The 12,507-nt window shown below is 68.8% G+C and carries 5 protein-coding genes; 3 read left to right on the plus strand and 2 right to left on the minus strand.

Annotated features, from left to right (window positions below):
* The first annotated feature begins 110 nt into the window (after positions 1–110).
* Positions 111–4,634, plus strand: coding sequence for a type I polyketide synthase (locus tag OZ403_RS18755; protein WP_268784749.1), 4,524 nt, complete (start codon positions 111–113; stop codon positions 4,632–4,634).
* A 55-nt stretch (positions 4,635–4,689) separates the two neighbouring features.
* Positions 4,690–7,884, plus strand: a complete 3,195-nt coding sequence (locus OZ403_RS18760; protein ID WP_268784750.1) for a type I polyketide synthase — start codon at positions 4,690–4,692, stop codon at positions 7,882–7,884.
* A gap of 247 nt (positions 7,885–8,131) precedes the next feature.
* Here the strand turns inward: OZ403_RS18760 and OZ403_RS18765 are convergent, their stop codons facing one another.
* Both OZ403_RS18765 and OZ403_RS18770 read right to left on the minus strand, forming a co-directional pair.
* The gene (locus OZ403_RS18765; RefSeq protein WP_268784751.1) at positions 8,132–9,370 is read right to left on the minus strand and encodes a GNAT family N-acetyltransferase; all 1,239 of its coding nucleotides are present in this window, start codon (positions 9,368–9,370) and stop codon (positions 8,132–8,134) included.
* 31 nt (positions 9,371–9,401) lie between these two features.
* Entirely contained in the window at positions 9,402–10,088 is a 687-nt protein-coding gene (locus tag OZ403_RS18770) for a glutathione S-transferase (RefSeq protein WP_140791645.1), read from the minus strand.
* 71 nt (positions 10,089–10,159) lie between these two features.
* On the opposite strand from OZ403_RS18770, the gene OZ403_RS18775 reads away from it, so the two are divergent.
* A complete protein-coding gene (locus OZ403_RS18775; RefSeq protein WP_268784752.1) occupies positions 10,160–12,496 on the plus strand; it encodes a lantibiotic dehydratase in 2,337 nt (778 codons plus the stop codon).
* Positions 12,497–12,507: the final 11 nt, after the last annotated feature.

The following is a 12,507-nucleotide window of genomic DNA, read 5'->3' on the forward strand; positions in this document are numbered from 1 at the left end:
TCCTTCATTTCATCGAAGCGCCGCCGAGTCTCGTCCCAGGGGCCGCTCGGAGCGGAAGCTCGAGCGACTTGAGCTCCAGCCGCCGCGCAAGGAAGCAGGGGTAGACAAACATGGGTCGTCACACCCGGTATGAGGGGGACGCGAGTCTCGCGGTAGCCATTGTCGGCATGGCCGCCCGCGTTCCCGGTGCCGAAGACGTGGAGTCCTTCTGGCGCCTGCTGCGTGAGGGCAGGGAAGCCATTACTTTCTTCACCAACGAGGCGATGAAGGCCTTGGGCGTGGAGCCCGGCTGGCTCGCCAATCCAAACTTCGTGCGGGCCGCGCCTGTCCTGGAGCGGCCGGGCCGCTTCGACGCGGCCTTGTTTGGATACGCGCCGCGCGAGGCGGAGTTGCTGGACCCGCAGCACCGCATCTTCCTGGAGTGTGCCTGGTCGGCGCTGGAGCACGCGGGCTATGCCCCGGGCCGGTTGACGACCTCCACTGGCGTCTTCGCGGGCTCCAGCCTGAGCACCTATCTGCTGTTCAATCTGCTCTCTCGGGCGGAGTTCCAGCAGGCCGAGGACACGTTCCCGGCCATGGTGGGCAACGACAAAGACTTCCTCGCCACGCGCGTGGCCTATCACTTCAACCTCAAAGGGCCCGCGCTCACCGTGCAGACGGGGTGCTCGACGTCGCTGGTGGCCACGCACCTCGCCTGTCAGTCGCTGCTTGGCTACCAGTGCGACGTGGCGCTGGCGGGCGGCGTGTCCGTGCACATGCCCCAGCGCACGGGCTATCACTATCAGGACGGCGGCATCTCCTCTCCTGACGGGCACTGCCGCGCGTTCGACGCCAAGGGGCAGGGCACGCTCTTCGGCAGCGGCGCGGGCGTGGTGGTGCTCAAGCGCCTGGAGGACGCGCTGAACGATGGTGACACCATCCACGCCGTCATCCGTGGCTCGGCCATCAACAACGACGGCGCCATGAAGGTGGGCTACACCGCCCCCGGGGTTGAGGGACAGTCGGAGGTCATTGCTCGCGCACAGGCCGTGGCGGAGGTGTCCCCGGACTCCATCTCCTACGTGGAGGCGCATGGCACCGCCACGCCGCTGGGAGATCCCGTGGAGGTGCAGGCCCTCACGGAGGCCTTCCGCGCGGGGACGGACAAGCGTGGCTTCTGCGGGCTGGGCTCGGTGAAGACCAATGTGGGCCACCTGGACGCGGCGGCGGGAGTCACCGGCCTGCTGAAGACGGTGCTCGCCCTGGAGCATGGCGAGCTGCCTCCCAGCCTTCACTACGAGAAGCCCAACCCGCGCATCGACTTCGAGAGCAGCCCCTTCTACGTCAACGCCGCGCTCCAGCCGTGGCCGGAGGGGGATACGCCTCGGCGCGCGGGGGTGAGCTCGTTCGGGATTGGTGGCACCAACGCGCACGTCATCCTGGAGGAAGCGCCTGTCACCCTCCCGGGGGATGCGGAGCGCCCATGGCAGCTCCTGGTCCTGTCCGCGAAGACAGCCTCGGCGCTGGAGTCCCAGACGGCCGCGCTGCTGGCGCACTTGAAGGCCCACCCGGAGCAGCAGCTCGCGGACGTGGCCTGGACGCTTCAGGTCGGGCGCAAGCCCATGGAGCTTCGCCGCGTGGTGGTGTGTGAAGACCGGGCGAGCGCCGTGGCGGCGCTGGAGTCCAAGGACCCGCAGCGCATCTTCACCCTGGCCCCGGGCAACGGCACGCCGTCGGCCGTCTTCACGTTCCCCGGCGGTGGCGCGCAGTACCCGGACATGGGCCGTGGCCTCTACGGCTCCGAGAAGGTGTTCCGCGAGGCCGTGGACCGCTGCTGCGAGCTCCTGCGGCCCCGGCTGGGCTTCGACGTGCGGCCCGTCATGTACCCGGACGCGGCGCATGCCGCGGATGCCGTTCAGCGCCTCAAGCGCACGTCGCTGGCGTTGCCCGCGCTCTTCACCGTGGAATTTGCGCTGGCTCAGCTGTGGCAATCCTGGAGCGTGAAGCCCGAGGCGCTCATCGGCCACAGCCTGGGCGAGTACGCCGCGGCTTGCCTCGCGGGCGTCTTCTCCTTGGAGGACGCCCTGGCGCTGGTGGTGCTGCGCGGCCAGCTCTTCGAGGAGTTGCCCGGTGGCGGCATGCTCAGCGTCCCGTTGCCCGAGGCGGAGCTGCGCCCGTTGCTGGGGGATTCGCTGTCCATTGCCGCGATGAACGGACCCGCGCAGTGCGCGGTCGCCGGTACGGTGGAGGCCGTGGAGGTGCTGGCCGCGGAGCTGACCCGGCGCGAGGTGGAGTTCCGTCACATCCCCATCGACGTGGCGGCGCACTCGCACCTGGTGGAGCCCATCCTCGCGCGCTTCCAGTCCTTCGTGGGGACCCTGACGCGCAATGCCCCCACGTTGCCCATTGTCTCCAACGTCACCGGTACGTGGATGACGCCAGCGGAGGCGGTGGACCCGGCCTACTGGACGCGGCACCTGCGGCAGACAGTGCGCTTTGGTGACGGCATCCGCACGCTGGCCGCGCAGCCTGGCCGCGTCTATCTGGAGGTTGGTCCGGGCCGCACGCTGGGGACGCTGGCGCGCCTGCAGCTCAATGGGCCCAAGGCCCCCTCGGTGCTCTCCTCGCTGCGTCACCCGCAGGACCCGGTGCCGGATGACGCGTTCCTCACCACCACCGTCGGCCGGCTGTGGGCGGCGGGCATGGAGGTGGATTGGAGCGCGGTGCACGGCGGTGCTCGGCGTCTGCGCGTGCCGCTCCCGACCTATCCCTTCGAGGGCCAGGATTACTGGCTGGCGCCGGAGGTGTCCTCCGCGCGTCGCAAGGGTACCGCGCGCAAGAGCGCGGACGTGGCCGGCTGGTTCTATTTGCCCTCGTGGCAGCGTGCGCCGTTGATTCCCAAGGCGGGACTGGTGACGCCGCGCGGGTGGCTCGTCTACCAGGACGCGGGGGGGCTGGGGGCGGCCCTGGCGGAGCGATTGGAGCGCCTGGGCCACGGCGTCGTTCGCGTGACACCTGGCACCGGTTTCCGTCAGGTGACGGAGCGCGAGTTCACCGTGGATGGGCGAGAGCGTGAGGACCACGCCCAGTTGCTGCGTGCGTTGAAGGCTCGGGACTTCAACGTAGAGCGCGTGGTGTATCTCTGGAGTCTCGATGTGACTGGGGCGGACTTCGACGAGGCCCAGGCGCGCGGTTTCTTTGGCGTGCTGCGGCTGGCGCAGGCCCTGTCCGGAGCGGAGCTGCCCGGGCCCGTGGAGTTGACGGTGGTGGGGCGCGAAGCGCTGGAGGTGGAGAGCGCCGATGCGGTGGCTCCCGAGCGCGCCACGTTGCCGGCGCTGTGCAAGGTGATTCCGCAGGAACTGGACACCGTGGCGTGCCGCTACGTGGATGTCCGCACGCCGTCGGTGGACGCATTGGTGCGGGAGGTGACGTCGGACGCCCCGGAGCCGGTGGTTGCCTGGCGCGGCCCACACCGGCAGGTGCAGGCGTACGAGCCGCTGCGCATCGAAGCGGACACGCCGGTGTCCTGGCCCCTCAAGCAGCGCGGCGTCTATCTCATCACGGGCGGTCTGGGCGGCGTGGGCTTGCGGATGGCGGACTATCTGGCGCGCACCAGGCAGGCGCGGCTGATCCTGGTGGGGCGCTCCGGCGCGGGGCTGGACTCGGATGGCCGCCGTCAACGTGCGGTGCGGGCGCTGGAGGCCGCGGGAGCGGAGGTGCTGGTGGCTCGCGCGGATGTGGCGGATGAGGCGCAGTTGCGCGCGGTTCTGGCGGAGGTGGATTCCCGCTTCGGTTCGCTGGATGGGGTCATCCACGCGGCGGGGCTCGCGGGCGACGGCGCGGTGTCATTGCTTGGCGCCATGGAGCCGCCGACGTGCGCGCCGCACTTCCGGGCGAAGGTGCACGGCACATATGCGCTGGACCGGGCACTGGCGGGCCGCACGTTGGGGTTCGTGATGCTGGTCTCCTCCAACGCCACGGTGCTGGGCGGCCTGGGATTGGGAGCCTACGCGGCGGCCAATGCCTTCCTGGATGCTTTCGCGGCGGCACGCTCGCGAACTGGAGGCACGCGGTGGCTGAGCACCAACTGGGATGGATGGCCAGTGGATGCCGCCGAGGGTGCGAAGGCCATCCAGACCAGCATCGACCAGTTCGCCATGACGCCAGATGAGGCGGTGGAGGCCTTCCGCCGGGTGGTGGAGGCGCCGCTGGAGGGGCAGGTGTTGGTGTCCACGGGCAACCTGGACGCGCGCGTGGCGCAGTGGGTGCGCCGCGAAGGTGCGGGCGGAAAGAAGGACGCGGGGGGCACGTTGCACTCACGGCCCGCGCTGGGCACGGAGTACGTGGCACCCACTGATGAGGTGGAGCGCGCGCTCGTGCGCGTGTGGCAGGAGCAGCTGGGGCTGGAGCAGCTGGGTATTCACGACAACTTCTTCGACCTGGGAGGGAATTCACTCCTGTGGCTGAAGATCGTCGGGCGCATGAAGCGGGAGCTGGGGCGGGACGTGCCGCTCACCAGCGTCTTCGAGGCCCCCACCGTGGCCACCCTGGCGAAGAAGCTGGGTCAGGGACCGGCCCCAGCGGAGAGCACCGCCTTCGAGTCCAGCCAGAGCCGTGGAGCTCAACGCAGAGAGCGGCGCAGCCGTCGCGAGTAGGGCGCGTGCCCGCGCCGAAGCCCCCTTCGACCTACGAGAACCTGGAGACGACACCTTGGACAGCAAGCTCCCTCAGGAGTTCGACGACGCCGACGTCGCCATCATCGGGATGGCCGGGCGATTTCCCGGCGCTCGGGACGTGGAGACGCTTTGGGCCAATCTCCGCGAGGGAGTGGAGTCCATCCGCTTCTTTTCCAAGGAGGAGGCCCGCGCGGCCGGTGTGCCGGAGGAGCGGCTGGAGGACCCGTCCTTCGTGAGGGCCGCGGCCATCCTTCCGGAGCCGGAGTTGTTCGACGCGGCCTTCTTCGAGATGCCGCCACGCGAGGCGGAAATCACGGACCCTCAGCACCGTGTCTTCCTGGAGTCGTGCTGGGAGGCGCTCGAGCACGCTGGCTACTCACCGCGTGACTACGCTGGCGCCATCTCCGTGTTCGGCGGCGCTACGCTCAACACGTACCTGTTGATGAACCTGGCGCGGAACCCGCGTGTGCTGGAGTCCTTCGAGCCGGTGCAGGTGAACATCGGCAACGGGGGCGACTTCCTGGCCACCCGCGTCTCGTACAAGCTCAACCTGCGGGGCGCCAGCCACACCGTGCAGAGCGCGTGCTCCACATCGTTGGTTGCGGTGCACCAGGCTTGCCAGAGCCTGCTCAACGGCGAGTGTGACATGGCGCTCGCGGGCGGTGCGTCCGTCAACGTGGGGTTCTTCAACGGGTACCGGCATGCGGAAGGCGGGATGGCTTCACCGGATGGTCACTGCCGGCCCTTTGATGCGAAGGCGCAGGGTACGCTCTTCGGCAGCGGCGTGGGCGTGGTGCTGCTGAAGAAGCTGCGAGCCGCGGTGCGGGACGGTGACACCATCCATGCCGTCATCAAGGGCTCGGCCACCAACAATGACGGTGCGCTGAAGGCGGGCTTCACCGCGCCCAGCGTGGACGGCCAGGCCCAGGTGGTGGCGGAGGCGCTCGCGGCGTCGGCCTTGGATGCGGACGACATCAGCTACGTGGAGGCCCATGGCACCGCCACGCCGCTGGGCGACCCCATCGAGGTGCAGGCTCTCACCAAGGCTTTCCGTGCCACCACCCAGCGACGGCGCTTCTGCGCGCTAGGCTCGGTGAAGGGCAACCTGGGCCACCTGGACGCGGCCGCGGGAATCACGGGCCTGATGAAGACCGTGATGGCGCTGAAGCACGGCGAGCTGCCGCCCAGTCTTCACTACGAGCGTCCCAACCCGGCCATCGACTTTGATGGCAGCCCGTTCTACGTCAACGCCGCGCTCAAGCCCTGGCCCGCGGGGGACTCGCCGCGGCGCGCGGGCGTGAGTTCCTTCGGCGTGGGTGGCACCAACGCGCACGTGGTGCTGGAGGAGGCTCCCCAACTGCCCGCGAGCGCACCCTCGCGACGTGCATGGCACTTGTTGCCTCTGTCGGCCCGGACGCCCTCGGCGTTGGAGTCAGTCACGACGCGGCTGGTGGAGTCATTGAAGAACCAAAGGGGTGTGAATCTGGCGGACGTGGCCTGGACGCTCCAGGCCGGACGCCAACGTTTCCTGCACCGTCGCTTCGTATTGGCGCACAGCGCGGAGGATGCGGTCGACGCGCTGTCGCAGCCACAATGCCCTCGCGTGTTCACCGAGGCGCAGGACGCGGTGGAGCGGTCCGTGGGGTTCCTCTTCCCGGGCCAGGGGTCGCAGCACGTGGACATGGGGCGAGCGCTTTACGAGGCAGAGCCCGTCTTCCGCGCCGAGGTGGACCGCTGCGCGGAGTTGCTGAGGCCCCACCTGGACGGACTGGACCTGAGAACGGTGCTGTACCCTCAGCCCGAGGCTGCCGAGGTCAGCGGGACAAAGCTTGCTCAGACGGCGCTCACGCAGCCCTCGCTCTTCACGCTGGAGTACGCTACCGCGCGCCTGTGGATGTCCTGGGGCGTGATGCCGCAGTCGATGCTGGGACACAGCATCGGCGAATACGTGGCGGCGTGCCTCGCGGGTGTCTTCTCGCTGGAGCATGCGCTGAGACTGGTGGCCGCGCGTGGCCGGCTCATGCAGGGACTTCCTTCCGGTGCGATGCTGGCGGTGCCCTTGTCCGAGGACGAGGTTCAGCCATACCTGCGCGCAGGCGGAACCGAGCTCAGTCTGGCGGCCCTCAATGGCCCCATGCAGTGCGTGCTGTCGGGGACACACTCCGCTGTCGAAGCGGTGCGGAAGCAACTCCAGGATGCGGGGATTCAGTGCCAGCCGCTGGTGACGTCGCATGCCTTCCACTCGTCGATGATGGACTCCATCCTCGACGCGTTCGCCGCGCAGGTGGCCACGGTGCCGCTGGCGGCGCCCACGCTTCCATTCGCCTCCAACGTCACCGGTACCTGGGTGACCGCCGAGCAGGCGACGAGCCCTCGTTACTGGGCCGAGCACCTGCGCGGGACGGTGCGCTTCGCGGACGGATTGCACGCGCTCCTCACCGACGCCAGGCGCGTGTTGCTGGAGGTAGGCCCGGGCCAGCTGCTGGGGAAGCTGGCGAAGCGTCACCCCGCCTTCACGGCCTCACACACGGTGCTGGCTTCCATGCCTCCGCCCAAGGACGCCGGGGCCACCGCCGGCATGGCGCCGCTGGCCTATGAGACGCTCGGTCGGCTGTGGCAAGCGGGCGTCCGCGTGGACTGGAAGGGGATCCATGGCGCGGAGCTTCGATATCGGGTGCCACTTCCCACCTATCCCTTCGAGCGCCAGCGCTTCTGGATCGAGCCCGCCGCCGTCGAGGCCGCGCCTCGGGTCACGATTGCATCCCAGCCCGTGACGGCGGTGCCGGACGCCACGCCTCAGGCCTCGCAGGCGGAACCGGGGGGCGAAGCCGTCAGCGCGCGCCCGTGTCAGCCGCGCCCGCAGCTTCGCAGTGCCTACGTCATGCCGGGCACCCCACTCCAGCGGTCGCTGGTGGAGTTGTGGCAGGAGATGCTGGGCGTGGCGCCCATCGGCATCCAGGACAACTTCTTCGAACTCGGTGGCGACTCGCTCATCGCCGTGCAGCTCAGTGGCCGCATCAAGAAGCAGTTGGGCTTGGACCTGCCTGCATCAAGCCTTTACGAAGGCGTCACCGTGGAAGCCCTGGCGGCGCTGCTGAAGCCGGCGGAAGCGGTGGGGCAGGAGCGCCGTGAAGAGGCGCCAGTGGCGGATGCTGCGCTCCAGCGTCGCAAGCAGACCCTGGCGCGGCAGCGCAACCTTCGTCGCTTCGACGACGATGATGATGCATGACCGCTCCACCGATTGCTGCGATGGACGGCTCGCATGATGGGGCCGTCCATCGTGGGAAGCTTCGTGGCGCTCGTAGAGGCACATCGCCGCGAGATATGCTGCTCGTGGCCATGGACCTCCGAGACATCATCCCAGACGTGCGTGATGGGCTCAGCCACGCGGAGCGCGTCATCCTTCACACGCTGCATCAGCTTCAACGGGAGCGGGGTGGCCGCTCCGTTCCCACTGTCATGCTCACATCGACGTTTCAGGACGTCTTGCGGATGCGGCCATTCTGGGTGCCGCCAGCAGCCATGGCCATGGCCACGCGGGAGTAGGCAGACACGTAGGGCTGAAGCACCGTGCGTGACCAGCGCCCCGGAATCCACAGGTAGCTGTACAGCCCGTGCCTGCGCGCGCCACGGCGCCGCTTCGTCTCGTACCCGCTGGCGCCCAGCCAGAGTTTCTTGACGCCGAGCTCATAGGCCCGGCGCAGGGGCTCGTAGAAGGCGAGGTTGAAGTACAGCGGCGTCTCGGATGCCCCGGCCTCGGCGCGGCCGACCCGGTAGAACCACATCTCATCGTTCTTGTGGAGCAGCAGGGAGAAGCCGATGGGGTCGCCGTTCTGGTAGGCGACCACGGCCTCGGCCTCGGGCGAGACGTGCTGGTCGAGCGCTGCCCAGAACGTGGAAGGATGGCGGAGGTGCTCGCTGCCATACTTGGAGTAGGTCACCTCGTAGAACCGCTCCAGTTGCTCCGCCATCTCGCCCATCCGGGAGACGCGCTCGAAGCGAACGCCCGCATCCCGAGCGTGCGCCATCTCCTTCTTGAGCACCCGCCGGACGTCGCTCTTGAACTGGCCCAGGTAGGCGTCGAAGTTGTCCCCCGGGACATCCATGACGTTGTCGTCGTAGATGAAGATCTCCTGGAACGTCGCCGAGGTGAGCGCCTCTCTCAGCGTCGTGTCATCCCGTTCCACGCCGTAGAAATAGAGCGGCAGCCGCTCGCTGGTAGCGAGCTCCCGGAGTCCTTGGAGGATGAGCTCCCGAGCCTGCTTCGCGACGTCCACGGACTGCGCGGCACAGTGGATGCTGCTCCGCATGCTGAGCGGGCTGGTGACGAAAACGCCGCCATCGAAGCCTGCTCCCGTGCGCCAGGCCACGTTGCGGTAGAGGTCCGCCGCCGCGATGGCCACCCGGCTCCAGGCCGGCCCGTTGGCGAAGCCTTTCTTCCAACTGGTGAAGAGGAAATGCTCCAGCGAGTAGGGCGTGTAGATGGTCTTGCTACGGGTGATGAAACACGGGCACATCGCGACGGGAGTGCCCTGCTGATACGCAATGGCATATCGCAGGGACAGCTCCCCCCGGGCCATGGCGGACAGGTCGACCGCGTCCAGCATGCGGAACCAGCGCCGGCCGAAGAAGACGCTCGACTCGGAGGTGAGGGCATCCAGCTCCGCGTCGCTCAGGTGGCTGACGGAGTCGTGGAATTTCAGGGTAAGCGTCATGGCCGGGGGGCTTCGTCGGGCGCGGGTCCGCTCAGCCGTTGAGCAGCTGGACGGCGGGGTGCCGCTTGGGGCTGGCGAGGTGCCGCGCGAGGTTGGGGCGCTGCTTCATGCGCTCGAAGAACCCGAACAGCCCAGGGTAGGTGCTCTCCAGAAGGTCCTGGAGGCCGTTGTCCACGAGCAGCTCCAGGAAGCCGAAGACGCTGGTGTCCGCCACCGTCACGGAGGGGCCGACGAAGAAGCCGTCACCGCTGCCGTTGCTCTTCAGCAGGCGCTCGAAGTGTGAGAGCCACTGCGGCAGTTCCTCGCCCAGGATGATGGGGAGCTGCTCGGAGAGCTGGTCCGGCGTGAGCGAGGTCAGGCTGCGCGCACGGGCCGTCACTTCCTCGACGCCGTCGATGATCATGTCGCAGGCGGCGGTCTCCCGCGCATCCTTCCCATAGAGGCCGCGGGTGCGCGCGACGTGACGCATGATGGCCAGGCTCTGCACCACGCGGAAGCCGTCTGGCTCCTCCCACAGCGGCACCTTGTCGAAGGCCAGCATGCCAGCCGCCTTGATGGCCTCGAAGGCCGGTGTCTTCACCTTGGCCTGCACGTCATAGGTGCCCAGGTCGATGTCCTCGTACTCCGTTCCGGACTCGGCGAGCAGCAGGCGGATCTTCTCGGCGACGCCTCGACCCGTGAAATACGACAGGCGCGGCAATGATGATTGAGCGTTCATACAGGGTTCGTGGTTGGAAGGGAGAGGCTCTATACTAGAGTAAACGTATTATTCGGAAGGGGCAGACTTCCTTGACTGGTGTATCCGAGCCTCTGGATTCCGCGAAGCCCGAAGCACCCGCGCTCGTCTCCCTTGCTCCAGGAATGGCCCTGTGGCCGTGGGCCGCGCTGCGTGGCGCCGGCTTTCCCGCTCAGGATGCGCTCCGGCTCGCGGCTCCGACAGCGGCCGCCGCCGCCGATACATGGCTCGCGTCTGGGGTTGAGACACCCGGTGACGCACTGCGCACCGCGTTCGACTCGGACCTGCTGGGTATCAGCGCGGCGCTGCGCTCGCTGGCGGGGGAGTCCCACCTGAGCGAGGCCCTCCTGTGGCAGAACCGCCATGCCTACAAGACGGGCGTGGAGCCGCTGGCGGCCCTTCCCGCCACCGCTCGGAACAGCAAGGCCCGGCAGCGTGAGCGGCTGGTGGCCTCCTACGTCCAGCGCTACAGCACCAAGAACGACACCATCGGCTTCTTTGGTCCCGTGGGTTGGGCTCGGCTCGCCCCGTCGAATGACGGGCTGCGCTGGACGCCTGGGCAGCAGCTCGTCTCCCGGCGCGCGGTCTATTTCGAGACATGGTGCCTGGATGCGCTCAGCGCAGCCCTGGCGCGCGACGCGTCCCTGCGTCACTGGGCACCGCCCCGGCTGTTGCCTTACTTCCGGCTGGAGGGTCACGTGCTTCACGGTCCCATGCCGACGCCCGTGGAGCTGAGCCCGGAACAGGCGCTGCTGTTGTCGCGGTGTGATGGCTCGGCCAGCGCCGTGAGCATCGCGCGGGAACTCACGGCTGGTGATTCGCCTGCCTTCGCCACGCAGGATGAAATCTACACGGCGCTCGAACAGGCGGTTGGTTTCGGTGTCCTGGTCTGGGGCTGGGAGGTGCCGCTCGTCCTCCGGCCCGAGGTGGTGCTGCGCGGCGCGTTGATGGCCATCGAGGACGCAGACGCGCGGGCCCGTGCGCTGGCGCCGCTGGAGCGCCTGGAGCGCGCGCGTGCCGCGGTCGAAGCGGCGGCTGGGACGCCCGCGGCCTTGGATGCCGCGGTCGCGGAGCTGGAGGCCGTGTTCCAGGAGGTGACGGGGGCGCCGCCGACGCGCGCGGCGGGCCAGACGTATGCCTCGCGGACGCTCATCTACGAGGACTGTGAGCGGGACGGCGCGTTGGCGCTGGGCGCTCCGGTGATTGGCCGGCTCGGAGCCGTGCTGGAGCTGGTGCTGACCGGAGCGCGGTGGCTGGTGGGGGAGGTGACCCGGGGTACGCGCGCGGGCCTGGATGCGCTCTTCGACCGGTTGTCCGAAGGTGGCGCACCCGTGTCGCTCACCGCGCTCCAGCTCGCCTTCGTCCAGGGACTCAAGGACCCGGCCTCTGAAGCGGAGCTGATGCCCGTGGCCAAGGCTGTCGCCGAGCATCGCCGGCGCTGGCGAGAGCTCTTTGCATTGGAGCCGGAGGTCCGCCGCCAGACGCGCACCGTTGATTCGCTCCGGCCCCGCGTGCTTGAGGCCTTCGGCGAGGCGGGCCCGGCGTGGCGGAGCCGCTGGCACGCCTCACCGGACGTGATGATTGACGCGGCAAGCGAGGAGGCCGTTCGTACCGGGGACTACCAGTTGGTGCTGGGCGAACTGCATTTGTGCAACAGCATCTCCTCGCTCTTCGTGGAACAGCACCCAGCGCCCGAGGAACTCTTCGCGCTCGCGGAGCGGTGTGCCACCGGGGCCGACGTGGTGCCCGTGTTCCCGAAGTCCGAGTGGAGCCAGCGGACGCTGCCGTGCCTCTTCCCGCGAGACAGCCTCTACTACCTCTCCGGGCAGGAGCCGCCGCCCCAGCCGGGCGCACGCGCGCTCCGCGTGGGGGACATGGTGGTGGAGCGGCGAGACGGCTCGTTGGAGGTCCTCGACCGCGTGAGCGGGCGCCGCTTTGGCCTGATGGAGTTCATGGCCGTGTTCCTGGAGCAGCGCTGCGCCAGCATCTTCGACCTTGCGCTGGCCGATGACTACTCGCCCCGGGTGACGGTGGATGGCGTGGTCGTCGCCCGTGAGCGCTGGAGCGCGCCTGCTTCCGAGCTGGGCTTCGCCGGCCTCGCGGACCCGATGGCGCAGTGGCTCGAGGCCCGGCGTTGGCAGCAGCGGCTGGGCATTCCGCGCTTCGCGTTCTTCAAGGTGGCGACGGAGCGCAAGCCCTGCTTCGTGGACTTCGACAGCCCCTTGCTGGTGGAGATGATGGCGAAGTTGGTGCGGCGCACGGCGGAGGAGTCGCCGGCTTCGCGCGTCCAGTTCTCGGAGATGCTGCCGGACCCGGAGCACCTCTGGCTCACCGACGTGGCTCATCGCCGCTACACGAGCGAGCTGCGGCTGGTCTGCGAGATGTCTTGACCAGCCCGCGG

Origin of the sequence: Myxococcus sp. NMCA1, assembly GCF_026810205.1 — a bacterium.
GTDB lineage: Bacteria > Myxococcota > Myxococcia > Myxococcales > Myxococcaceae > Myxococcus > Myxococcus xanthus_A.

What these genes read in the sequence shown, in the direction of transcription:
- OZ403_RS18770 (WP_140791645.1), bottom strand. Translation starts at nt 10,088, where the DNA reads ATGAACGCTCAATCATCATTGCCGCGCCTGTCGTATTTCACGGGTCGA.
- OZ403_RS18765 (WP_268784751.1), bottom strand. Translation starts at nt 9,370, where the DNA reads ATGACGCTTACCCTGAAATTCCACGACTCCGTCAGCCACCTGAGCGAC.
- OZ403_RS18755 (WP_268784749.1), top strand. Translation starts at nt 111, where the DNA reads ATGGGTCGTCACACCCGGTATGAGGGGGACGCGAGTCTCGCGGTAGCC.